The following is a 23,195-nucleotide window of genomic DNA, read 5'->3' on the forward strand; positions in this document are numbered from 1 at the left end:
GTCCGGGTCGCCCGCCCGACCCCCGCCGGCCCGGATACGGTGGCCTCATGGCCAACCCGACCCGCTGGGCGACCGACACCGGTCCCGAGCACTCACAGTGGTACATCGACCGGTTCCGCAAGCTCATGGCCGAGGGCGCGGACCTGGCCGGCGAGGCCCGACTGGTGGACGCCCTCGTCGCTCCCGGCTCCCGCATTCTCGACGCCGGCAGCGGCACCGGCCGCGTCGGTGCCGCGCTGGCCGAGCGGGGCCACACGGTGGTCGGGGTGGACGCCGACCCCGCGCTGGTGGAGGCCGCCCGCGCCGACTATCCCGGCCCGACGTGGCTCGTCGCCGACCTCGCCGAGCTTGATCTACCGGCGCTGGGTGAGGCCGAGCCGTTCGACGCGGCGGTGCTGGCCGGCAACGTGCTCGCCTTCGTCGCCGTCGGCACCGAACCGGAGGTGCTGCGCCGGGTGGCCGCGCACCTGCGACCCGATGGTGTGCTGACGGTGGGCTTCGGCACGGAGCGCGGCTACCCGCTGACCGCGTTCGACGCCGACGCGGTGGCCGCCGGGCTGCGCGTGGAGCAGCGCTTCGCCACCTGGGACCTGCGACCGTGGCGCGACGACGCCCCGTTCGCGGTCACCGTCCTGCGCCGCCCAGCCGACTGAGCACCGCGGCCGGCGGGTTTCGGGCGGGGTCAGTCCGGGGCGGCGACGGCGCGGGCGGCGACCGGGTCGAGGGTGGCGCCGGCAGGTACCAGGCTGACCAGCCCGGACGGTAACCGCACCGGCCGCACGTCGCGGTAGCCGAGCATCGGGAGCACCTCCCGGTCGGCCAGCACGTACCGTCGGCCCAGGTCGGTGACCACGGAGACCGCGCCGCCGGTCGCGCCGGGCGCCGCGGCGGCCTCGACCACCGCGCCGCGGCCCGGCTCCACCACCACGTGGTCGGCCAGCACCGCGCCGCCGGTCCGCGCCGTCCGGGGCACGGCCGTCAGGTCCCGCAGCGGTACGCCCCACCGCACCTCACCAACCCCGCCGTCGTCACCAATGCGCGTGCAGAGCGCCCCGCCGTCGCCGGCCGCGAGCCGGGGCGGGGTCGGTGGCGGTGCGTTCGGGCCGGTCGGCGCGAGATCAGGCACCGTGGGCAGCGCGGCGAACCGACCCAACGTCATCGGTGCCGGCTCGACCTGCCCGGTGCGGGCCAGCAGCAACCCCGCCTGCAATTCGGTGATGCCGGCCAGGCCGGCGTCGAGCGCCACCGCGTACTGCCGACCGCCGCCGGAGTTGCTCACCAGGTAGACAGTGCCGATCGCGGCACCCGGCACCCGGGTGGCGGGCCGACCCAACGCGGGCAGATCGAGCGGAGCGAGGTCGGTGCCGGCGGGTAGCGAGTTGAGCAGTGCCGGCGCGACCCCGACCGCCTGGGCTCGGGTGGTGGCGAGCGCCGCCAGCACCCGGCTCGGGTCACGGACGAGGTAGCGGCGCTGATGCCAGACCAGGTGCAGCCCGCCGTCGGGGTGGCGCAGGAGCAGCGCGTCGTCGCCCAACGGCCGGCCGCCGTCGGGCTCGGTGCCGATCAGCAACGCGGAGCGGGGCGCCTCGACGCCCGTGCCGGCCGGGACAGTCGAGCAGACCGTCCACGCCGTGGCGGCCAGCCGGCCCGGGGCGGGCAGCGAGTCGGGTGCGTCGGCGATCCCCAACGGCAGCCCGCGCGGCACTCCGTCGATCGTGCGTCGGGACACCAGGACGGTCTTCGAGCGGTCCGCACCGACGATGAGCAGCGCCGAGGCGTAGTTGAGCACCGGGTGCAGCTTCTGCTCGCGGTAGACGAACCGGGCGCCGGACTCCTTCTCCACGATCACCGCACCCGGGTCCCGCCAGCCCTTGCCGCCGCCGGCGAACAGGCCGTAGAGGGCGAAGCCACCGAGCCCGATCGCCGCGACCAGGACGCTGGCCAGGCCGGCGCCGGCCAGCCGCCGAAACGGCGACTGTGCGGGGTCGGTCTCCCGCATGACCAGGGCGGCGACCGCACGCTGGACGCTGAACTGGTAGGAGTGCAGCTGGTCCTGCCGCGACGGCATGAGTCCCCTCCGGTGGATCGGCCGGGCACAGGATATGCGCTGCGTCAATGTCCCGTGGACCCTGCGTGGCCGCCCGTCGCGGGGCAACCGGTACCATCCGTGGACGAATCCGGCGGCGAGAGGGCACCCGTGGGCGCGCGTTTCGAAGAGCTGGCCTGGCGGGAGACGCCGATCGGCGCGATCAGCCTGCGCCGACGCCGGGACCCGGCACTCCAGGTCGAGGTGTACGAGGTCAAGCTCGACGACGAGTACCTGATGTCCAGCCTCTTCCCGGTCGCGGAGATCGAGCTGGCCCGGCTCGGTCTCGCCGAGGTGGCCGGTGATTCGCTCGACGTGGTGGTGGGCGGCCTCGGGCTGGGCTACACCGCCTGCGCGGCGCTGGGCGACCCCCGGGTGCGCTCGCTGTTGGTGGTGGAGGCCATCGAGGACGTGATCGACTGGCACCAACGAGGGCTGCTGCCGTTCGCGGCGGGGCTCGCCGAGGACCCCCGGACCCGCTTCGTGCAGGCCGACTTCTTCGCGGCGGTGGCCGGTGACACCGGCTTCGACGCCGAGGTGCCCGGCCGGCGGTTCGACGCGGTCCTGCTCGACGTCGACCACTCCCCGCGCAACGTCCTGCACCCGAGCCACGCGGCGTTCTACCAGCCGGCCGGGTTGCGTCGCCTGGCCGCCCTGCTACGCACCGAGGGAGTCTTCGCGCTCTGGTCGGACGACCCGCCGGACGCCGAGTTCACCGCCGCGCTCAGCGAGGTGTTCGTGAGCGTACGCGCGCATGTCGTGCCGTTCGCCAACCCGCTGACCGGCGGGGAGTCGGCGAACACCGTCTACGTGGCGCGTACCGGCCTCTGATCGACTTCGGTTGTGCCGCCCGCGCATGGTGTCGGCCGGACGGGGAATGAGAAACCGGGGCCGGCCGCACCAGGCACGGCCGGTCACTGGAGGTCGACATGCGCGCACTGCTCTGGGTCGTCGGCGTGGTCGCCGGCGTGCTGATCCTGCTCGGCCTGATCCTCGAGGCGGTCCGCTGGTTGATCATCATCGGTCTGATCGCGCTGGTGATCGTGATCGTCTGGGGCGTCGTCAAGGGGCGGCAGGCGGTGCAGCACCAGGGCCGACGACGCTGAGGGTCAGAACCAGTCCGGGCGCATGTCGAGCGTGGTCCGGTCCCGGCTGTCCAGCAGGTCGAACTGCGGGCCGGTCCGGGGCAGCTCGACGGTGAAGAAGTAGCGGGCGGCCTGCCGCTTGCCGGCGTGGAACGCGTCGCCGGCGCCTTCCGGCGGCAGCACCAGCACCTGCTCCAGCCACATCCACGCGATCACCACGTGCCCGACGGCCTCCAGGTAGGCGCTGGCGTTGGCCAGCGCGAGCACCGGGTCACCGTCAGCCCACAGTCGACGGGTGACAGCGGTGACCCGGTCCACCGCGGCGGCCAGCCGCTCGGCCAGCTCGGACGCCTCTCCCCCGACCTTGCGGGCCCGCTCGACCGTGTCACCGATCGTCGTGGTCAGCAGGGTGAGACCTGCGCCGCCCTGCATGACCATTTTGCGCCCCAGCAGATCCAGTGCCTGGATGCCGTGGGTGCCCTCGTGGATCGGGTTGAGCCGGTTGTCCCGGTAGTGCTGCTCCACGTCGTGGTCGCGGGTGTAGCCGGCGCCCCCGAGCACCTGGATCGCCAGGTCGTTTGCCGCCAGGCACCACTGCGACGGCCAACTCTTGGTGATCGGGGTGAGCACGTCCAGCAGCAGGTGCGCGCGCTCGCGGTCGGCCTCGGCCGGTGCGGTCCCCTGCTCGTCGAGCAACCGGGCGCAGTAGAGCACCAGCGCCAGCGCCCCCTCCACGTAGCTCTTCTGGGCCAGCAGCATCCGTCGTACGTCAGGGTGGTCGATGATCGGCACCTGCGCGGCGGCCGGGTCCTTCGCGCCGACCGGCCGGCCCTGCGGCCTCTCCTTCGCGTACGCCAGGCTCTTGAGATAGCCGGTGTAACCCAGCGCGGTGGCGCCCGCCCCGACCCCGATCCGGGCCTCGTTCATCATGTGGAACATCTGCGCCAGACCCTGGTGCGGCGCGCCGACCAGGTGGCCCACCGCTCCGGCGCGGCCGGCGGGGGTGTGCGCGCCGTCGCCGAAGCTGAGCAGGGTGTTGGTGGTGCCCCGGAACCCCATCTTGTGGTTGAGCCCGGCCAGCGCCACGTCGTTGCGCTCACCGAGCGTCCCGTCCGGGCCGACCAGCACCTTCGGCACGATGAACAGCGAGATGCCCTTGACGCCGGGCGGCGCGCCCGGGATGCGCGCCAGCACCAGGTGGACGATGTTCTCGGCCAACTCGTGGTCACCACCGGAGATCCACATCTTGGTGCCGTGCAGCCGGTACGTGCCGTCCGCCTGCGGCTCGGCGCGGGTGGTGATGTCGGCCAGCGAGCTGCCCGCGTGCGGCTCGGACAGGCACATGGTGCCGAAGAATCGGCCGTCCAGCATCGGCCGGACGTAGGTGTCCACCTGCTCGGGGCTGCCGTGGGCCAGCAGCAGGTTGGCATTGCCCAGGGTGAGGAACGGGTACGCCGAGGTGGCCACGTTGGCGGCCTGGAACCAGGTGAAGCACGCCGCCGCGACGGCGTGCGGCAGTTGCAGGCCACCGACACTGGCGTCCAGCCCGGCGGTGAGCAGGCCCGTCTCGGCGAAGCTGTCCAACGCGGCACGGATCTGCGGGATCAGCCGCACCCGCTGCCCGTCGAAGGTGGGCTCGGCCAGATCGGCGGCGCGGTTGTGCGGGGCGAACTGCTCGGTGGCCACCTGTTCGGCGAGATCCAGGGCGTCGTCGAAGGTCTCCCGGGAGTGCTCGGCGTAGCGGGGGCGCTCGACGAGCTCGGACACCCGCAGCCACTCGTGCAGCAGGAAATCGAGGTCACGGCGGGAGAGCAGGGTGGACGGCACGGCACTCCTCAGCGGGCACGGGCGGCTGGTCGGGCCAAGGCGACGGCCCACTGTCGCCCCGGCCCATCCTGGCCGATCGGCAGGGCGCGCACCACCGGGCGGGGTGGAGTTCGACGAGCGGAACTTGTCACACCGTACGACTAGCGTCGTTGCCCGTGACCGCACCCGGAGACGTCCCGCCCGAGGTCCTCGACCGGCTGCGGCCGATCTGCCTCGGCCTGCCGGAGACCTACGAGGAGCCTGCCTGGGTGGGCACCCGCTGGCGGATTCGCAAGCGGACCATCGCCCACGTGCTCACCGTCGACCCGGATCGCCAGCCGGTGCACGCACGGGCCGCCGCACTCGACCAGCCCGCCTGCCTGCTGACCTTCCGGTCGCCACTCGACGAGATCGCCGGGCTCCTCGCCACCGGGCACCCCTTCTACAAACCGGACTGGAGCCCGACCGTGATGGGCATGGTCCTGGACGACGACACCGACTGGGAGGAGGTGAGTGAGTTGCTCACCGAGAGCTACTGCGTCATGGCTCCGAAGCGGCTCGCCGCCCGGGTGGGCCCCCCGGCACCGCAGATGCGCTGAGCACGGCGGCGCCTTCAACCGGCGGTTTCGGCCGGCACGATCCGGGGATACCGCGCGATGTCGTCGCTGCCCACCGAACAGGATCACCGTTTGACGCCGGTGTTCCAGGAAGACCGGGTGTGCACGGGCGTGACCACTGTGCGGGGGCGGGTGTTCCTGAGCTACCCGTCGGCGGATCGGCCCGGCGTGCAGGTGGTGGAGGCGCTGCCGGACGGTCGTCGTGTCCCGTACCCCGATGTCGCCTGGAACCGTGCCGACCAGCCGCCGGACGGGGCATTCGTGCACGTCAACGGGTTGCGGGCCGGCCCGGACGGCCGGTTGTGGATCGTCGACTCGGGTTCGCCGCGGATCGGCGGCGCGCAGGTGCCGGGCGGCGCTCGGCTGATCGCTGTCGACCCGGACGACGACCGCGTGGAGCGGGTCTACCACCTCGACGAGGCGGTGCACCCGGGCAGCTACGTCGACGACGTCCGCTTCAACGGCCGGGTGGCGTATGTCAGCGACGCCGGGGCGGCGGGCCTCATCGTGCTCGATCTCGACTCGGGTCGGTCGAGACGGGTGCTGGACGGGCATCCGAGCACGGCGGGCGGGCCGGTGGTCGCCGACGGTCGCGTGCTGCGTGACCCGGGCGGGGCCGAGGTACGCCTGCACGTGGACCAGTTGGAGGTGTCGCCGGACGGTCGCTGGCTCTACTACCAGCCGGCCTCCGGCGGAATGTCCAGGATCGCCACCCGGTGGTTGGACGATCCGTCGGTGTCCCCCGACGAGCTGGCCCAGGCTGTCGAACATTGGTGTGACACTCCCAGTACCGGTGGCACGGCCATCGACGCCACCGGCACCATCTACCTCAGCGACCTGGAGCGGCGGCGCGTCCTCGTCCTCGCACCCGACCGCAGCGTACGGACGCTCGTCGCCGACCCCCGACTGGCCTGGGTGGACGCGATGTGGCTCGACGCCGATGCCCGGCTCTGGATGCCGGCGGCCCAGCTGCACCTGACCGCTGGGCTCAACGGCGGCGTCGCGGCCGTCGACTACCCGGCCCTGATCTACCGGATGGCCGTCGAGATCGGGCCGCCCGCCCGGGACCACGTCTGAGTGCTGAATCCCGCAGCCGCCGATCCGCACCGGGTTTCCCCCGTCCTGGCCACCGGCTGACCGTTCGCGGTCATCGGCCAGGCACGCGCCTGTCCTGACGTGTCGGCGGTGTCGCAGGGTGCCGCTAGGGTCCCGGGCCATGGCTGATTTCGTGTTGGTGGCAGGGGCGTGGCTGGGGTCGTGGGCGTGGGACGAGGTGGTGCCGCCCCTGCGGGCGGCCGGGCACGGCACCCACCCGCTGACCCTCTCCGGCCTCGCCGACAAGCGGGGTGTCCCGGCCGGGCAGCAGACCCACGTGCAGGACATCGTCGACGAGATCGAGCGCGGCGACCTGCGCGATGTGGTGCTGGTCGGGCACAGCTACTCGGGCATTCCGGTGGGTCAGGCGGCCGAGCGGATCGGCGACCGGTTGAGCCGGGTGGTCTTCGTGGACTCCGAGGTTCCGGTCGACGGTGGGTCGTTCGCCTCCGGCTGGTGGCAGGGCCAGGCGGCGTTCGAGGCGCAGCTCGCCGACAACGGCGGCGACTGGGCGCCGCTCGGCGCGGCCGACTTCGATGGTCAGGGTCTCACCGACGAGCAGGTCGCCCGGCTGATCGAGGGTTCCACGCCGCATCCGGGCGCGACGCTGACCGAGCCGGCCATGGTGGGCCGGCCGCTGGGTGAGCTGCCGGCGACGTACGTCAAGTGCCTGCTCGACGGGCCCGAGCCCAACGACACGGTGGCCACGCTGCTGACCAGTGACAACTGGCGACTGGTCACGATGGACACGGGCCACTGGCCGATGTTCTCCCAGCCCACCGAGCTGGCCCGGATCCTGCTGGCGCAGACCGCCTGACGGGCGGTGTGCTGGGCCGCGGCCCAGCACACCGCGCCGCCTCGTCGGTCAGGTCGCCGTTTCGTCGAGGGTGTGGATGTGGCGCACCGGTGACGCGAACAACCACAGCACGGCGAGCACGCCGCCGAGGCCGGCGATGGCCAGGGTGGGCCGCAGCCCGATGGTGGTGCCCAAGGTGCCGCCGACCAGCGCGCCGAGCGGTCGGATGCCGTAGTTGACGGCGCTGTAGGCGCCGGCCCGGCGGCCCCGCGCGTCGTCGGGTGTCACGGCGGTGAGCAGGGCGTTGAGGTTCACGTCCATGAGCATCACCCCGATGCTGGAGACGAGCTCGATGGCCGCCAGCATGGCCACCTTCGTCCAGGTCGGTCCGGAGACCAGCGCGGTCAGCGCCAGCGGCGCGGGGAAGAGCACCGCGCCGATCATGGCGGTACGGCCCAGGCCGATGGCGCGGGAGACCCGCGGTGCGAGCGCCGCTCCCGCGAAGCCGCCGAGCGCTCCGAACCCGAGGGCGATGCCGATCGCGCCGGCCGACAGGCCGAGTTCGCGGCTGGCGTAGAGCACCAGCAGCGCGCCGGAGATGAAGGTGAAGAAGTTGACGGTGCTGGTGCAGCCAAGGGCGGCCCGCAGCACCGGGTGCCGCAGCACCAGCGTGAGCCCTTCGCGGACCAGGCCCAGCGTGGACGTTCGACGCGGCGGTGGCGGCGTTTCGGTCACCGGGATGCGGCGGAGCAGCAGCGCGGAGCCGAGGAACGACACCGCGTCGACGAGGATCGCGACCGGCGCGCTGAGGGCCTGGACGAGCCCGCCGCCGACGGCCGGGCCGGCGATGAACGACAGCGACCGGCTCATGCTCAGCTTGCTGTTCGCGTCCACGTACGCCGATCGCGGCACCAGCGCGACGAAGAACGCCTGACGCGCCATGGCGAACAGGACCGCTCCGAGGCCGGTGAGCAGTGCCACCAGGTAGAGCTGGGTGAGGGTGATCGCGTCGAAGAGGTAGGCCACCGGCAGGCTGAGCAGCACCGCGGCGCGGACCAGGTCCGCGATGATCAGGAGTCGCCGCTTGTGGGTGCGCTGGTCGACCCACGCACCGAGGAACAGGCCCAGGAGGTTGGGCAGCCAGATCAGCGCGGTGAGGACGCTCACCTGAATGGGCGTCGCGGTGAGCAGGGTGACGGCGATCAGCGGCAGAGCCAGTTCGCTGATCCGGTCACCGAACTGGGAGATCGTTTCGCTGATCCAGAAGGTGCGGAACCGTCGGTGGCGGTGCAGGGCCGGCGGGGGCACGGCGCCGGTGGCGCTCACGGAGCCGGTGCCGGTGGCGGTCATGACGTGGCCGCGTCGTCGTCGCCGGGCTCGGGCAGGAGGTAGCGCAGCATCCGGACGATCCGCGCGCCGTCCGGGGCCGGCTCCTCCTTGCGCCGCACGTACGGGGCGATCAGCTCTTCGATCGACTCCTCCAGCTGGCGGAGCTCATCGGCGGTGGCCACGAACCGGGTGTCGGCCATGCCGGCCAGCGCGCGCCACTCGGGGTCCAGCCGGGGCTCCTCGCGCAGCAGCCACTGCTGGGGCGCGTCGGCGTTGCGGGCGAACATCTCGCCGCGCAACTGCTGGCTGGCGGACTGCCCTTCGGCGCTGTCGGGCACGGTGAAGCGGAAGCCCCGGGCGACGGCCTGCCACCAGCGTTCCCGCTTGCTGGTGGCACCGTCCCAGTCGCTGACCAGACCGAAGGTCGCGAGGTGCCGCAGATGCCAGCTGACCACCGACGGTGTGGCGCCGACGTGCGGCGAGAGCCCGGTCGCCGTCGCCGGGCCGTGCCGCTGAAGGTGTTCGAGGATGGCCAGCCGCACCGGGTGGGCCAGCGCCCGTAGCGCCTGCGGCTCGGTGATCTCGAAATCCCCGTACGGATTCTTGAGAGACATGTTTCGAGAGTAGTCTCTCAGATTGGATCGGGGCAACCCCGAGCCGCCACAGCGGCGCGCTGATCAGGCGATGCCCAGACGCGCCAACGGCTCGACCAGCTCCCGCTCCTCGTAGCTGAGGTGCGACAGGAGGGCGTCGGTCAGCAGATCCACCGCGGCCCGCAGCTCGGCGAGCCCGTCCGGAGACCCGACGTACGCGACCAGGGCCCGATCGACACCCTCCAGCACGTCGTGGATGACGTGATGCTCCTGCTCCAGCCGGTCGACCACCGGGGCGAGTCGCGGGTCACGAGCCCGCAACCTGGGAAAGAGCGACTGGTCCTCGATCGTGTGGTGGGTGGTGACGATGCGGCAGTACGACTCGCAGTAGACGCCGAGGGTCCACCGGTTCTGCCGCATTGTCATCGTGTTGATGTGGGACCGGGCCGCACCGGCGTCGATCTCGCCGGTCGCCACCTGCTCGATCAGGTCGTGGATCTGGGCCAGCTCGGCGCGCAGCCCGTCGTGGACCTGCACGAGGTGCGCGCCGGTGGCCTGCTCCTGCGGGGTGTAGGTGCGCTCCGGGTCGGGCGCGGGCCCGGTCGGCCGGGCCGCCTCGTCCCACACCTGCCGCTCGCTTCGCCGTACGCCGTCGTCGGGGGTCGGCACCACGGCGAACGCACCACCGGTCGCGGTGGCGCGGCTCGCCCGGACCGGCTGCGCAGCGACCGGCTCCGGCTCCGGTTCCGGCTCCGGCGTACGTGCCGGAGCCGCGCCCCGGTCACGTTCGGCGGCGACGAGCTCGCGGACGGCGGGCGCCACCTCGCCGGCGAAGCGGCGCAGGTCGTCGGGGTCGTCGCTGCCCAGGATGAAGGTGCCGACGCCCTCCTCCAGCGCCAGCTCGGCCAACTCCTCGGCCCACTGCTCGGCGGGTCCGTTCAGCGGGCCGCGCCCGACGGCCGAGAACTCCCCGGCGATGTTGAGCAACCGACGCACGTCCTGCGGGGACCGGCCAGCCTGCTGCGCGGCGTCGTCGATGATCGCGTTGCCCCTGGTCAGATCACCGGGCTGGAGGTAGCCCAGCGAGGGCAGCCAACCGTCGGCCCGACGACCGGTGAGCTGGAGCATCCGGGGCTTGTACGCGCCCAGCCAGATCGGCACCGCGTGGGCCGGAGCCGGACCGCGCTTGGCACCCACCACCCGGTAGAACTCTCCGTCGACCCGCACTCCGCCGCGCGTCTCGACGTCCCAGAGCTGACGGACGACCTCGATGGCCTCCTCCAGCGCCCGTACGCCCTGGCCGGGGGTCAGCCGCCGACCGCCCATCGCCTCGATGGCGTCCCAGAACGCCCCTGCCCCGAGGCCGAGGCCGACCCGGCCACCGCTGAGCAGATCCAGGCTGGCCACACTGCGGGCGAGCACCGCCGGCGGGCGCAGCGGCAGGTTCGTCACGTTCGCCGCCAGGTGCACCCGGCTGGTGCGGGCCGCCACGAAGCTCAGCAGCGTCCAGGTGTCGAGGAACGCCGGCTGGTACGGGTGATCCTGAAAGGTGACCAGGTCCAACCCGACCTGCTCGGCCAGGACGGCGACACCGACCGTACGGTCCGGATTGTCAGCGCTGGGCGTGACGAAGGAGCCGAAGACCAGGTCGTGGCCGTAGTCGCTCATCTGCGAGCCTCCCGATTTCCCCGACGCCTCGGTCGATGCGCCGTGGCCATAACCTTATGCCAGTCAGAACATCTTCTGCCAACAAGGTCTGCCTCGCTGCGGTATTGTCGGGGGATGACGGGTGCCTCTCACCGGCCGGACCGGCCCGATCCGCTCGACGACGACCTGGGCTGGATGCTCGGCATCGTCTTCCGCGGCTACGTCCGGGCGGCCGAGCACGCGCTCACCGACTTCCCCGGTGGCCCGCGCGGCTACCAACTACTCACCGCGGCCAGCAACGGGCCGGCCCGAAACCAGGGCGCGATCGCCGAGGAGATCGGCATCGACCGCACCGTCCTCACGTACCTGATCGACGACCTGGAGCGGCCCGGGTTCGTTGCCCGGCGCGCGGACCCGGCCGACCGGCGCAACCGGCTCATCGAGGTCACCGACGCCGGCCGTGCCGCCTGGGAAAAGCGGCGGGTCGCACTGCGGCAGGTCGAGTCGCATCTGCTGGGGGCGCTCACCCCGGCCGAGTCGGCGACGCTGCGGTCACTGCTTCAGAAGGTCGCCTGCTCGGCCCAGGCGGCGGACCCGCTGCGTGACCTCTGCGAGGTGGTGACACAGGTGCAGGCCGACCCGGAGCCCGCCGCGCCCGCTGCGCCTCGCAGCGGTGCCGCGGCGGCGCGGAGTGGGCGAACCGCCACTCCCCGGGCCCGGCGCAGCAGGCCCGACTGACCTGCGACTGCAGCGCAACGGGCCTGCCCCGCACCACCGGACGTCGTGCGGTGCCGGACAGGCCCGCGATGTCGCTACCGCATCGGTCAGCGCACGTGCACGAAGACCGGGTTCGAGTAGAACCACAGGTCGTCCCACGGGCTCTCCAGCCCGTCGGCGAGCGGCTCGGCCTCGTCGGTGCTGGTGCCGCGCACCCGTGCGTAGGTGTCCGCCTCGACATTGCGCAGGGTGTGCCGGATGACGTAGCTGTCGCCCCGCCGACGCCAGTCCCGCGGGCCGAACCGGGCCGCCACAGTGGTGGTGGGATTGGTGTCGGCGTCCAGGCTGGCGCTCGGGCCGGTGATCTGGCCGACGATCAGGTCGACCCGGCGGACCTCGGGCCGGTCGCCGTTCGCGTTCACCCCGCCCAGCGGGCGGAAGGTGATCTCAATCTCGACATCGGTACGGCTACGACGGCTCACCGTGATCGTCTCGCCGACCTCGGCGGTCCTGCCCTGGGACGTGGCGGTGACGTCGAGGCTGCGGATCAGGTCACCGGTGGTGACCCAGATCCGGCCGTTGCGCAGGCCGTCCATGATGTCGCCGTAGTCCTGACGGGCGTGCACGTACGTCTTGCTGTACTCGCCGGGCCAGAAGTCGGAGCCACCCCGGGTCCAGTGCACGTGCGAGTCCGAGGTCGCGGTGATCCACCAGCGCCGGCCCTCGCCGAGCAGTGAGTCCCACAGGCCGCCGACCCGCGCGGTCATCTGGTCGAAGCCGCCGTAGGTGGGGTGGTTGCCGTAGCCGCCCCGCTTGCCGCCGTTGAGCGGGCCGGCCTGGTGACCGGGCGCGCCCTCGAAGCCGATGTAGACGTCCGGCGCGGCGTTGTTGCCGTTGCGGAACTCGCGCGGGGTGTCCTGACCGTAGACGCCGAGACCGGGCGCCGAACGGGACGCGTGGTGGGCGATCACCAGCGGCTTGTGCGGCATGCCCCGGGCCACCTTGAGGAACTCCACCATCTTGGCCTCGGTGTCGCGGGCCGGGTCGGTGGGGAACGCGTCGTACTTGGCGAACCGGCTCTCCAGCTCGAAGAGCTGCTTCGCCTCGTCCTCATGGCGCGGGATCATCAGCGTGTGGTGGTCCAGCGAGGGCGCGTCGAACTCCATGCCCCAGAACTGGAGCACCTCGGGGACCAGCTTGCGGGATCGCAGCAGGTCGGGGTATGCCTGCTCGATGTTCACCTTCGAGTGGGTCGGTCCACCGTGGTCGGTGCACATCGCCCAGGTCAGGCCGAAGTTCTTCGCCATGATGGCGTTGGTGACGATCGGGTAGACCGCGTCCGCGCCCTTGTGGAAGACGATCGGGGACTTCGTGGTGTCGAACTCGCCGCTGTACTCGGAGTGGATGTGGTGGTCGCCCGCACGCCACGCCCGGTTCTTGGAATTACCCCGGTCGGTCTTGTCGTCGTCACCCGGCCTGCGGTCCTCAGCGGCCCAGGCCGCGCCAGCGCCGACCAGTGGGCTGGCCGCGGCCAGCGTCGCACCGACGCCCGCGTACTTGACCAGCTTGCGCCGGGACAGCTGCGCGTGCTCGGTCTCTTCGGGATGCTTGTCTCTCACCTGAGAGCCTCTCCTCGATCAAGCGAATGCTCTTTCGATCAAGGAGCCTCGGAGAAGGCGGTGAACAGCCGCCGTACGCAGCGGGTGCGCGCGATGAACACCCTGCCCCGACCTGGCCAAGGCGCCGGGCCGGTCAGCAGCGGGTCACCCCGTGATCGCGCCGTGTCCAGACCGGCCCGGCCCCGGCGGGGCCGGGTCAGGGCGTTCGCCGACCGGTCCCCCGCCGACGGCCCGGTCAGATCCGGGCCCGCGGCAGCCAGCCCAGGAAGCGGAGCCGGACCCGGGGCAACGGCATCGTGGGCAGGTCCTGAGCGGCGGCGACGAGGCAGGAGCCGAGATAGACCGCGAGGGAGGCGCGCGCTCCACCGAACTCGGCGAGCAGTTGGCTCTGCTTGGTGGCGCAGGGCCACTCGCGGCCGCATCCGGTGCAGGTCCAGCTTGGCGGGTTGGGAAGGTGCTCCGGCAGCTTGGCGCGCCGGTACCGACCGACGACGCTGTTGTCCGAGCGCACGTCGCGTCGCCGTGCGGCGGGACCTTCGTTGCGGTGGGCCACCGGACGGGCGCCGGGCAGGTAACGCCCGACCGTGCCGAAGAGCACGCCGACGCGGATCAGGGCGTCCGGTCCGACGTGCTGGGCCAGCAACGCGGTCAACAGGTAGTGCCCGAGCAGGTCGAAGGCGTCACGGTGCAGACGCAGGTCCCGGCAGAGGTCGACGAACTCCGGCGTGGTCAGCGGCACCCGGTCATCGAGTGCGCGCCGCAGGACCTCCCGGAGCCCACGCCCGAGCCTCTCCAGCGCGTCCCCCTCGCCCAGACCCAGGCTGTCCTCGTCCGCCACCCGGGCCAGCGCCTCGGCGACAGCCAGCCGAACGATGCGGTCAGGATCGGTACTGTCCAACGCTTCCCCCTCCGTGGGTCGGCCTCCCGGCAACGAGCCGGTCGGTCATCCTCCGACGAATCATGAACAAGATTTCGCTGTCGGCCGCGCGGATGGCTAGGACAGCGGACGCAGAACCACGTGGCGCGCTAGCCGGAAAACGAAGTCGAGCTGCTGACACATCGCCGTGATTCGGAGCACGACACGTCGGCGATTGTCGTATGGTGACATTCCCATCTACAGATATTGCGCATCAGCATCAGTGAATGGTCTGACCAGAGCCAGAGCCGACACGCTCAACCGGTCGCTGCCGTCCCGCTCGCGACGTTTCATCCCACCCGCACCGCCGGCCAACGATGTGCCGGGTCACCGCCGAGTACCCCGGCACGTCCCGAACCTGCCGCCGGCAACCGTTCCAGCACCCGGCGGCACCTCCACCCGACGGAGACAGCGGATGACGTCATCGCACGTGCAGACCCACCAGTTCGACAGCCGTGATCCAACGGCCATCCAGGAATTCCTGTCCGACACATACGACCCGAAGCTGCGCATTCGGAGCAGGAACGCCTATCGGCTCACCCATCACCGCGTCGACACCGGCCCCTTCGCCATCGCGACCACGCGCCAGAACGGGCACCTGGAGATCGACGTCAGCGCCCTCGGCAGGCTGGCCATCGGTCGCAACCGCACCGCGCACGGCGGTCGCTCCTGCGCCGGATCGGCCCACCGGTTCGGCCCCGGCGATGCATTCCTCGTGACGAGGCCCGAGGAGCCGTGCACCATCCACTGGAATCCCGGCGAGGTGGAGCTCTGCGTACTGGACCTGTCGGTGCTGGAGCAGGTGGCCACCACCGCGCCGGCCCGCCGGCCCGGTCGGATCGAGTTCACCGAGCTCGGTGCCGCCAGCACTGCCCTTGCCCGGCAGTGGCGCAACACCACCAGCTTCGTCCGCGACATCGTGTTGAACAGCCCGGCCGACGGGGCACAGTCGCTGGTGATCGGCAACGCTGCCCGGATGCTGGCCGCGGCGGCGCTGGCGGTCTTCCCCAACACCGCGTTCACCGAGCCGACCGCGGCGGACCGGAACGACGCCACCACCGCCACGCTGCGACGGGCGATCACGTTTCTGGAGGAGCACGCCGACCGGGACATCAGCGCGGCCGACATCGCCAGCGCCGCCGGTGTCTCCCTCCGGGCGGTGCAACTCGCCTTCCGCCGTCACCTCGGTACCACCCCGATGGCCTACCTGCGTCGGGTCCGGCTCGTCCGGGCGCACCACGACCTGGTACGCGCCGACCCGCGCCAGGAGACGGTCTCGGCGATCGCCAGTCGGTGGGGATTCGCCAGCCACAGCAGGTTCACCGCGCGCTACCACGCCAACTTCGGTGTGCCGCCGCGCGAGACGCTGAATGCCTGAAACCCACGCACCGGACGTCTGCGACCGGTGTTCAACCGAGGACGCGGGCGAGGCGTCGAACGGCCTCGTCCATGAGTTCGGGTGCGGCTGCCGCGTAGGTGAGGCGTAGGTGCGGGGCCGGGGGGTCGGCCGCGTACCACGGCCGGCCCGGGAAGACGGCGACGCCCTCGGCCGCCGCGGCAGCGACCAGTGCCGCCTCGTCGGCGCCGGCGGCGAGGCGCACCCAGAGGTGCATGCCGCCACGTGGGATCGATGGGGGGGCAATGCCTGGCAGATGCCGGCGTAGCGCGGTCAGCAACGCGTCACGGCGTATCCGGAGGGCTCTGCGCAGTGCCCGGTGATGCCGCGACCACGACGGAGAGGTGACGAAGTCGATCGCCGCCTGTTGCAGTGGTCCGGCGACGAAGAAGTCGTCGAGCAGCCGGGCGGCGCGCAGTCGCGCTCCGGCCGGGCCGCGGGCTCCGATGGCGGCGACGCGCAGCCCGGGGGCGGTCGACTTGGTCAGTGAACGAAGGTAGATGACGTGACCGTCGGGATCATCGCTGGCCAGTGGTGGCGGAGCCGCATCGTCGATGGTGAGGTCACGGGCGTAGTCGTCCTCGATCAGGAACGCCCCGGCCTCGCGGACGACAGCGGCGACCTGCGCCCGGCGGTGCTCCGCCAACGTCGCGCCGTGGGGGTTGGCGTACAAGGGCTGGCAGTAGAAGAGCCGGGCGTCGGTGCGGGCGAACGCGGCGGCGAGTTGGTCGGGTCGTACCCCGTCGGCGTCAGCCGGCACGGGCACCACCCGCAGCCCGGCCGCGCGGGCGGCGGCCAACGCACCCAGGTAGGTCGGCGACTCGACGAGCAGGGCATCACCGGGCGCGGTGAGGGCCCGCAACGCGGACGACAGGGCGGCCTGCCCGCCGGGGCAGATCACCATGTCCTCGGCATGCAGCCCCGCCCCGGCCTCGCGGGCGAACCACGTGCGCAGGTCCGCGCGGCCCTCGACCGGCCCCCGCTGCCAGCTCGCGGGCTGGCGGGCGGCTCGGGTGAGGGCGGCTCCGAGCGCAGCGGCAGGCTGTAGGTCCGCGTCGAGGTAGCCACCGGACAGCGGGATCGTTCCGGCGGGCGTCAGCGCCAACAGCGCCTGCATCTCATCCTGACCGAACCGGCGGGGCCCGAGCGCGACGGTCTGCCAGGACAGGTCGGGTACGCCCGGCTCGTCCGGTGCAGTGGCCACAAAGGTGCCTCGGCCGGGTCGCGCCTCGATCAGCCCTTCGGCCGCCAACTGTCGGATGGCCTCGGCGACGGTGACCGGCGAGGCCTGATGTCGGGCGGTCAGCTCTCGTACCGAGGGCAGTCGGGCGCCGGGGCCGGCGACGGCCGCGAGGGTCCGCAGATCTTGGATAACGCGTTGGGCTGCGTTACCGTTTTCCATGAGGGACAAGAGTAGCGCTACTGCGGAAAACACGGTAACAGCGGACCGGCTCTCCGGGCTCGGTCTCGGCGCCCTGGGCGTGCTCGGCTTCAGCCTGTCACTTCCGGTCACCCGCATGGCCGTGCAGCAACTCGACCCGTGGTTCGTCGCCTTCGGCCGGGCTGTCGGCGCGGGCCTGCTGGCATGGGCGTACCTGCGTCTCACCGGCGCACCGCGGCCCACCCCCGGTCAGTGGCGACGGCTGCCGATCGTCGCTCTCGGAGTCGTCGTCGGCTTTCCCCTGTTTACCTCGATGGCGCTTCTCACCCAGACCTCCGCGCACAGCGCGGTCGTCATCGCCGCGCTGCCCGCGATGACGGCCGTGTTCGCGGTGCTGCGGGCCGGCGAACGCCCACCGCCGCTGTTCTGGATCGTGAGCGCCGGCGGGCTGCTGGCGGTTCTCGCCTTTCTCGGCGCCAGTGGCGCGGTACGCGGTGCCCTCACCCTGCCCGACCTGTTCCTGCTCGCGGCGGTCGTGCTCTGCGGCCTTGGCTACGCCGAGGGCGGCGCGCTCGCCCGCGAGTTGGGCGGCGCTCGGACGATCTGCTGGGCGTTGCTGCTCTCGCTGCCCATCACCGTTCCGGTCACGGCCGTTGCCGCCGCCGTCAGTCCGCCGCAGGCCGACGCTCTCGGCTGGTCGGCGTTCGGCTATCTCACCGGGGTCTCGATGTTCCTGGGCTTCTTCGCCTGGTACGCGGGCCTGGCCCGGGGCGGTGTAGCGCAGGTGGGCCAGGTCCAACTCGCCCAGCCGGTGCTGACCCTGGGGTGGTCGGCGCTGCTGCTCGGCGAGGTGGTCTCCCCCGCCTCGATCGTGGCGGCGCTGGCGGTGCTGGGATGCGTCGTGGCGACCCAGCGCATCCGCCAGAGCCCACGGTCGGTCGTGACGCGACGCGAGGCAGGCGCGGGTTCGTCCTAGCCCCGGTCGCGCTCGCGGCTGTCGCGGGCGGTCTGCAACTCGGGCACCGAGGCCTCCAGCAGATCGGCGAGGCCACGCAGTTGCTCGGCGACCCGGGCGCCGAGGGGGGTCAGCGAGTATTCGACGCGCGGTGGGATCGCGGTGAGCACCTCGCGGGTGAGCATCCCGTCGCGTTCGAGTGTCTGCAGGGTCTGGGAGAGCATCCGCTCGCTGACCCCGTCGATGCGCCGACGCAGCGCGTTGAAGCGGTAGCGACCCTCTCCGAGCGCCAACAGGGCCAGCGAGGCCCACTTCGAGGTGACGTCCTCGAAGGCCGCGCGGGAGGTGCAACCCCGGGCGAAGACATCGCTGACGAATTCCTGGGTAGGCCCCGCCGGGTCCTGGGCCGGCATGTCGCTCACCTCACCAGCCTAACCCACGCTGCCCGTTGGTTAGTGCTGTAGATTCGTAAGTGCCTGCTGATCTGTCACTAACTCCGGAGGTTCCCATGCCCACCTATGCCGTCACCGGCGCCACCGGCCGGCTGGGCCGCCTCGTGATCGGGCAACTGCTCGACAACGGGGTACCCGCCACCGACATCGCCGCCATCGTCCGCAGCCCGGAGAAGGCCGCCGACCTGGCCACGCGCGGCGTCGAGATCCGCAAGGCCAATTACGACGACCCGTCGACGCTGCCCGGAGCCGTGGCCGGCGTACGCCGCCTGCTGCTCATCTCCGGCGACACTCCCGGTCAGCGCGTCGCGCAGCACACCGCGGTCATCGACGCCGCCAAGCTCGCCGGCGTCGAGCGTCTCGTCTACACGAGCATCCTGAGGGCCGACACCACCGCGAACCCGCTCGCCCCTGAGCACAAGGCCACCGAGGAGGTGCTCGCCGCGTCCGGCCTGGCCTACACCGTGCTGCGCAACAGTTGGTACATCGAGAACTACACCGACCAGCTACCGCAGTACCTGGGGTCCGGCACGATCCTCGGCGCCACCGGCGGCAGCAAGATCTCCGCCGCGACCCGGGCCGACTACGCGGGGGCGGCCGTCGCCGCGCTGACCCGGGATGAGGACGGCAACGCCGTCTACGAACTGGGCGGTACGGCGTTCACCTTCGACGAACTGGCCGAAGCCGTCACCGAGGTGACCGGCACCCCTGTCGTTCACCAGGACATGTCCGCCGCCGCGCTGGCCTCGGCCCTGGAGAACGTCGGCCTGGACGCGGGCACCGCCGGGTTCGTCGCCGCGCTCGACCAGTCCATCGCCGACGGCGAACTGGCGACCGACAGCGACGACCTGAGCCGGCTGATCGGCCGACCGAGCACCCCACTGCGCGACGCCGTCCGGGCGGCGCGGACCTGACCGGGGTCATCGCCGAAGCGGGCGGCGGTGGCAGGTCGCCGTCGCCCGCCACCCGGTGACCGTATCCTCGGCGCCATGGTGAGGAACATTGACAGCCGGCTCTCCCGGTACGAGGGGCAACGACGTCGGCATTCCGCGCCGTCCGATCTGGACAGTCTGGCGTCGACTCGGTGAGCGGCGACGTCGTCATCCGCACCGCCGTGGCGCAGGACGACCCCGAGCTGGTCTTCGACGTGCTGGGGCAGCTCGCTCCGGACGACGCACGGCCGCACGTCGACCGGCTCGCCACCGCCTGGCGTGACCTGCACGCCCAAGCTGGCCGCCGCCTCCTGCTGGCAGTTGCCGGGGACACCTTCGTGGGCACGCTGGACACCGTCGTCGTCCCCAACCTCACCCACGGGGCGCGACCGTACATGGTGGTGGAGAACGTGGTGGTCACGTCCGACTGGCGTCGTCGTGGAGTCGCCCGGGCCCTCATGCTGGCGGCGCTCGACGAGGCGACGGCGGCCGGCTGCTACAAGGTCCAACTGGTGTCGAACGCCGTGCGTACCGACGCCCACCGGTTCTACGCGTCCCTCGGGTTCGCGCAGTCGGCCCTCGGCTACCGCCGATACCTCACCACGACAACCTGACGCCGACCGCTGCCGCGTCCCGCCCGACTACTCCGCCTCGTCCTGCTCCTCGGTGAGCTCGGCCAGGACGTCGGCCGCGTCCCGGTTCCCGCCGTCGGCGAGCCGGCGAAGTTCACCGACGTCGGCCCGCTCCGCGGCCAACTCGACGAGCTGGTCAGCGGCGTCCTTGTCGCCCCGGTCGGCGAGACGCCGCAACTCGCCCATGTCGCCGAGTTCGGTGGCGAGTTCGACAAGCTGGGCCGCCGCGTCGGCGTTGCCGTTCTCGGCCAGCTGACGCAGTTCGGTGAGGTCACCCCGCTCCCCCGCGAGCTCGACGAGCTGGTCGACCGCGTCCCGGTCACCGTCAGTGGCCCGTCGGCGCAGGTCGGCAAGATCAGGGTCGGACATCGCGCACCTCTTCGCAGCTGGTCCCGCTCACCATCGAGAACCTAGACCAGCGGGCGTCGCGGTGGCGGACGAACGACGGACACCGCCCGTACGCCGATCCGCTCAGCCCGACTCGGTCGACTCCGCGACCAGCAGGCCGGTGAGCAGACCGCGCAGGGTCCGCTCGACGAGGTCCGCCCGGGGCGGTGGTCCGGCGGGCTGGCTGAACGCCGCGACGAGGTGCGGGTACGTCGTGAGGTCCACCCCGGCCAAGCTGAACGCCCCAGCGGCGGATTCGCGGCGGGCGAATAGGCTCACCACGCCTGTCATCATCGCGATGGCCTCGAACTTGGCGGTCACCGGGCAGCGCACGGGCTCCAGGACCCGGATGCAGTTGTCGAACCAGGCCAGGCTCTCCGGGCCGGCGCCCGAGGGCCGATGGATCACGTCAGGCAACCACGGGTGGGCTGCGAACAGCGCCAACTGCCGTCGCCCCAGCAGCACCATCGTTTCCAGCCAGTCGCCCTTCACCTGCGGGTACGGGCGCAGCTCCCCCACGGCCCGGTCGGTCATCAGGTCCAACAGGTCGTCGCGGGACGTCAGGTAGCGGTAGAGGGACCCGGCGCCGGTGCCGAGCGCGGCGGCCACGGCGCGCATCGACACCGCCGCCAGCCCTTCGGCGTCGGCCAGGGCGATGGCGGCCTCCACGATGGCGTCCCGACTGTGTGCCGGGGCGGGGCCGCGGCTGCCGCGTTCGGGTCTGCTCCAGATCGACTGCCGCTCGGGGCCGCCGTCGCCGGTACTCGCGGGTGCGTCGCTCACCGACCTACTGTAAACTGCGAACGTCGTTTGCAGTTGTTTGTCGGTGGGAGAAGGGTGGACCAGACATGGAGCAGGTCAGGGCACGGGACGGCGCGACGATCGTGCTGCACTCAACCGGGACGGGGCCAGGGATCGTCGTGGTGCACGGCGGCGGCGTGACGATCGACGTCTACCGGCGGCTGGCCACGGCACTCGCCGACCGGTTCAGCGTTCACCTCTACAACCGACGGGGACGGGCCGACGCGCCACCGAGGTCGATGCCCTACACCGCTGATCAGGAGGTCGACGACCTCGCCGCCGTACTGGAGCACACCGGGTCCGGCAACGTCATCGGCCACAGCGGCGGCGGTTTCCTGGCGCTCGAAGCCGCGCTCCGACTGCCGATCGACCGGCTCGCCCTCTACGACGCCGCCGTCTCGATCGACGGCAGCTTCCCGTCGGGCTGGCTCGCGCCGGCCCGGGCAGCGGCCCAGGCCGGCGACACCGCCCGCAGCCTCGCCATCACGACCGCCGGAATCAACTCGCAGATGGCGGCGGCGAAACTCCCACTCGGCATTCGGACCGCGATCATCCGTGCGTTCCTGCGAACGCCGATCGGCCGGACCATGGGCGAGCTGCTGCCGACGACGCTGGACGAGGCCGCGCTGATCCTGGCGCACGACGGCCCGGCCACCCGGTGGGCCGGGGTGCGCGCCGAGGTGCTGCTGGCCTGCGGGGCCGACGGCCCGCCCTACTACGTGCACCAGAACGCGGCGCTCGCCCGCGCGCTGCCGCACGCCCGGACCCTGACCATCGCGCGCAGTGGCCACGACGCCATCAACCGGGCGCACCCGAGAACCGTCGAACCACTCGCCGCCTTCTTCGCCACGCCCGTGACGACAGAGCGGACGCCCCACTCCTGAGCGGTCACGCGATCTCCACTGTCTTGATCTTGGCTAGTCTGGTGGGCATGCCCGCACACCATTCGCACCGTCACACGATCGAGTCGGCCGACTGGTGAGTGACGCACCCGTTCCCGCCCCCCGGGGTGGGCCGTCCACACCGGGCCCGCGCTCGGGATGGGCCGACCGGTGCGACCAGCTCGCCCGGTCCCGCCCCTTCGAGATCGCCATCGTCGTGGTCATCCTCGCCAACGGCATCGTTCTCGGCTTGGAGACGTACGACGACCTGAGCCCGGCGGGCACCGTGCTGCACGGGCTGGAGCTGTTCTTCCGAGCCGTCTTCGTCGTCGAGATCGCCATCCGGTTGGCGGCGTACGGCAGACGCCCGCAGGACTTCTTCCGGCACGGCTGGAACGTCTTCGACTTCGTGGTGATCGCGGCGATCTTCATTCCGGGCCTGCACGGCGACCCGGCGCTGCTACGGGTCGTCCGGGTCGTCCGCATGGTCCGCCTGGTGCGGTTCTCGCCAGGTCTGCGGACCATCGTCTCCGCGCTGTGGCGCAGCCTGCCGGGCGTCACCGGGTTCTTCGCCCTGGCCGTGGTGACGCTCTACGTCTACGGGATGGCCGGCTGGCTCATCTTCGGCAACAGGTATCCGGAGGAGTACGGCGACATCGGCCGGTCACTGCTGACGTTGTTCGTGCTGTTGTCTCTGGAGACGCTGCCTGACCTCATCGAGCAGGGCATGGCGATCTCACCGTGGACACTGCTCTACTACGTCAGCTACGTGATCGTCACCGTCAACCTGCTGCTCAACATCCTCATCGCGGTCATCGTGAACTCCATGGAGGAGGCCCGCCGGCTGGAGATGACCGAGCGACTGGCCCCCGGATACGACGAGGACGGCGACGGCGTACCGGACGAGGTGGACCGGATCGCGCTCACCCAACGACTGGACGATCTGCGGGCTGTCATCACCGAGTTGGAACGAGAGCTGCGCATCGACCGCGACGACGGGCACGGCCGATCCCACCGGGACAACGCCCGCGCCAGACGGTGATCCGACGCTCGCGCTGCGTTCTCGCGTTCG

24 protein-coding genes are annotated in these 23,195 nt (G+C 71.8%); 13 read left to right on the forward strand and 11 right to left on the reverse strand.

From position 1 onward, the window contains the following. Positions 1–47: 47 nt before the first annotated feature. Entirely contained in the window at positions 48–653 is a 606-nt protein-coding gene (locus ABZU43_RS31455; RefSeq protein WP_355010012.1) for a class I SAM-dependent methyltransferase, read from the forward strand. A gap of 29 nt (positions 654–682) precedes the next feature. On the opposite strand, the gene eccB is transcribed toward ABZU43_RS31455, so the two are convergent. Continuing rightward, on the reverse strand, positions 683–2,068 hold the full coding sequence (gene eccB, locus ABZU43_RS31460; protein WP_355010013.1) for a type VII secretion protein EccB: 1,386 nt from the start codon (positions 2,066–2,068) through the stop codon (positions 683–685). Positions 2,069–2,197: 129 nt separating this feature from the next. Here eccB and ABZU43_RS31465 point away from each other — a divergent pair, with 129 nt between their 5' ends. Both ABZU43_RS31465 and ABZU43_RS31470 read left to right on the forward strand, forming a co-directional pair. Next, on the forward strand, positions 2,198–2,917 hold the full coding sequence (locus ABZU43_RS31465) for a spermidine synthase (protein ID WP_355010014.1): 720 nt from the start codon (positions 2,198–2,200) through the stop codon (positions 2,915–2,917). Between the two features lie 98 nt (positions 2,918–3,015). Further along, entirely contained in the window at positions 3,016–3,192 is a 177-nt protein-coding gene (locus tag ABZU43_RS31470; protein ID WP_355010015.1) for a hypothetical protein, read from the forward strand. A gap of 3 nt (positions 3,193–3,195) precedes the next feature. On the opposite strand, the gene ABZU43_RS31475 is transcribed toward ABZU43_RS31470, so the two are convergent. Then, complete coding sequence (locus ABZU43_RS31475; protein WP_355010016.1) at positions 3,196–4,998, reverse strand: acyl-CoA dehydrogenase; 1,803 nt, start codon at positions 4,996–4,998, stop codon at positions 3,196–3,198. Between the two features lie 155 nt (positions 4,999–5,153). Between ABZU43_RS31475 and ABZU43_RS31480 the strand changes: the two genes are divergently transcribed. The 3 genes from ABZU43_RS31480 to ABZU43_RS31490 all read left to right on the forward strand — a co-directional run bounded on the left by ABZU43_RS31480 (position 5,154) and on the right by ABZU43_RS31490 (position 7,506). Continuing rightward, on the forward strand, positions 5,154–5,576 hold the full coding sequence (locus ABZU43_RS31480) for an MmcQ/YjbR family DNA-binding protein (RefSeq protein ID WP_355010017.1): 423 nt from the start codon (positions 5,154–5,156) through the stop codon (positions 5,574–5,576). 99 nt (positions 5,577–5,675) lie between these two features. Beyond that, entirely contained in the window at positions 5,676–6,671 is a 996-nt protein-coding gene (locus ABZU43_RS31485) for an L-dopachrome tautomerase-related protein (protein WP_355010045.1), read from the forward strand. A 139-nt stretch (positions 6,672–6,810) separates the two neighbouring features. Then, a complete protein-coding gene (locus ABZU43_RS31490; RefSeq protein ID WP_355010018.1) occupies positions 6,811–7,506 on the forward strand; it encodes an alpha/beta hydrolase in 696 nt (231 codons plus the stop codon). 48 nt (positions 7,507–7,554) lie between these two features. On the opposite strand, the gene ABZU43_RS31495 is transcribed toward ABZU43_RS31490, so the two are convergent. From ABZU43_RS31495 to ABZU43_RS31505, 3 genes are all read right to left on the reverse strand, one after another. Beyond that, a complete protein-coding gene (locus ABZU43_RS31495) occupies positions 7,555–8,835 on the reverse strand; it encodes an MFS transporter (RefSeq protein WP_355010019.1) in 1,281 nt (426 codons plus the stop codon). Beyond that, entirely contained in the window at positions 8,832–9,428 is a 597-nt protein-coding gene (locus ABZU43_RS31500) for a helix-turn-helix domain-containing protein (protein ID WP_355010020.1), read from the reverse strand. The genes ABZU43_RS31495 and ABZU43_RS31500 overlap by 4 nt, the downstream gene beginning before the upstream one ends. 63 nt (positions 9,429–9,491) lie before the next feature. Next, a complete protein-coding gene (locus ABZU43_RS31505) occupies positions 9,492–11,075 on the reverse strand; it encodes an LLM class flavin-dependent oxidoreductase (protein ID WP_355010021.1) in 1,584 nt (527 codons plus the stop codon). 114 nt (positions 11,076–11,189) lie between these two features. Here ABZU43_RS31505 and ABZU43_RS31510 point away from each other — a divergent pair, with 114 nt between their 5' ends. Then, positions 11,190–11,792, forward strand: coding sequence for a MarR family winged helix-turn-helix transcriptional regulator (locus ABZU43_RS31510; RefSeq protein ID WP_355010022.1), 603 nt, complete (start codon positions 11,190–11,192; stop codon positions 11,790–11,792). Positions 11,793–11,878: 86 nt separating this feature from the next. Here the strand turns inward: ABZU43_RS31510 and ABZU43_RS31515 are convergent, their stop codons facing one another. Together ABZU43_RS31515 and ABZU43_RS31520 are read right to left on the reverse strand one after the other, a co-directional pair. Next, positions 11,879–13,390: a phosphoesterase gene (locus tag ABZU43_RS31515; RefSeq protein ID WP_355010023.1), complete on the reverse strand. Its 1,512-nt coding sequence runs from the start codon at positions 13,388–13,390 to the stop codon at positions 11,879–11,881. Positions 13,391–13,625: 235 nt separating this feature from the next. Further along, a complete protein-coding gene (locus ABZU43_RS31520) occupies positions 13,626–14,288 on the reverse strand; it encodes a hypothetical protein (RefSeq protein WP_355010024.1) in 663 nt (220 codons plus the stop codon). Positions 14,289–14,721: 433 nt separating this feature from the next. On the opposite strand from ABZU43_RS31520, the gene ABZU43_RS31525 reads away from it, so the two are divergent. Continuing rightward, on the forward strand, positions 14,722–15,684 hold the full coding sequence (locus tag ABZU43_RS31525; RefSeq protein WP_355010025.1) for a helix-turn-helix transcriptional regulator: 963 nt from the start codon (positions 14,722–14,724) through the stop codon (positions 15,682–15,684). A gap of 31 nt (positions 15,685–15,715) precedes the next feature. Here the strand turns inward: ABZU43_RS31525 and ABZU43_RS31530 are convergent, their stop codons facing one another. Continuing rightward, positions 15,716–17,104 (reverse strand): PLP-dependent aminotransferase family protein, encoded by a 1,389-nt coding sequence (locus ABZU43_RS31530; protein ID WP_355010026.1) that lies wholly within the window; start codon positions 17,102–17,104, stop codon positions 15,716–15,718. Between ABZU43_RS31530 and ABZU43_RS31535 the strand changes: the two genes are divergently transcribed. After that, positions 17,103–18,059, forward strand: coding sequence for a DMT family transporter (locus ABZU43_RS31535; protein WP_355010027.1), 957 nt, complete (start codon positions 17,103–17,105; stop codon positions 18,057–18,059). The genes ABZU43_RS31530 and ABZU43_RS31535 overlap by 2 nt on opposite strands. Here the strand turns inward: ABZU43_RS31535 and ABZU43_RS31540 are convergent. Further along, the gene (locus tag ABZU43_RS31540) at positions 18,056–18,451 is read right to left on the reverse strand and encodes a helix-turn-helix domain-containing protein (RefSeq protein ID WP_196924914.1); all 396 of its coding nucleotides are present in this window, start codon (positions 18,449–18,451) and stop codon (positions 18,056–18,058) included. The two genes, ABZU43_RS31535 and ABZU43_RS31540, sit on opposite strands and share 4 nt — an antisense overlap. 95 nt (positions 18,452–18,546) lie before the next feature. Between ABZU43_RS31540 and ABZU43_RS31545 the strand changes: the two genes are divergently transcribed. Next, a complete protein-coding gene (locus ABZU43_RS31545; RefSeq protein WP_355010028.1) occupies positions 18,547–19,404 on the forward strand; it encodes an SDR family oxidoreductase in 858 nt (285 codons plus the stop codon). 170 nt (positions 19,405–19,574) lie between these two features. Then, on the forward strand, positions 19,575–20,036 hold the full coding sequence (locus tag ABZU43_RS31550) for a GNAT family N-acetyltransferase (RefSeq protein WP_355010029.1): 462 nt from the start codon (positions 19,575–19,577) through the stop codon (positions 20,034–20,036). 27 nt (positions 20,037–20,063) lie between these two features. On the opposite strand, the gene ABZU43_RS31555 is transcribed toward ABZU43_RS31550, so the two are convergent. Both ABZU43_RS31555 and ABZU43_RS31560 read right to left on the reverse strand, forming a co-directional pair. Further along, positions 20,064–20,423: a hypothetical protein gene (locus ABZU43_RS31555; protein ID WP_355010030.1), complete on the reverse strand. Its 360-nt coding sequence runs from the start codon at positions 20,421–20,423 to the stop codon at positions 20,064–20,066. A 102-nt stretch (positions 20,424–20,525) separates the two neighbouring features. After that, complete coding sequence (locus ABZU43_RS31560; protein WP_355010031.1) at positions 20,526–21,224, reverse strand: helix-turn-helix domain-containing protein; 699 nt, start codon at positions 21,222–21,224, stop codon at positions 20,526–20,528. A 65-nt stretch (positions 21,225–21,289) separates the two neighbouring features. Between ABZU43_RS31560 and ABZU43_RS31565 the strand changes: the two genes are divergently transcribed. After that, positions 21,290–22,126 (forward strand): alpha/beta fold hydrolase, encoded by an 837-nt coding sequence (locus tag ABZU43_RS31565; RefSeq protein WP_355010032.1) that lies wholly within the window; start codon positions 21,290–21,292, stop codon positions 22,124–22,126. Between the two features lie 94 nt (positions 22,127–22,220). Next, complete coding sequence (locus ABZU43_RS31570; RefSeq protein WP_355010033.1) at positions 22,221–23,165, forward strand: ion transporter; 945 nt, start codon at positions 22,221–22,223, stop codon at positions 23,163–23,165. Positions 23,166–23,195 lie beyond the last annotated feature (30 nt).

The organism is Micromonospora sp. NPDC005205 (assembly GCF_040608275.1).
GTDB lineage: Bacteria > Actinomycetota > Actinomycetes > Mycobacteriales > Micromonosporaceae > Micromonospora.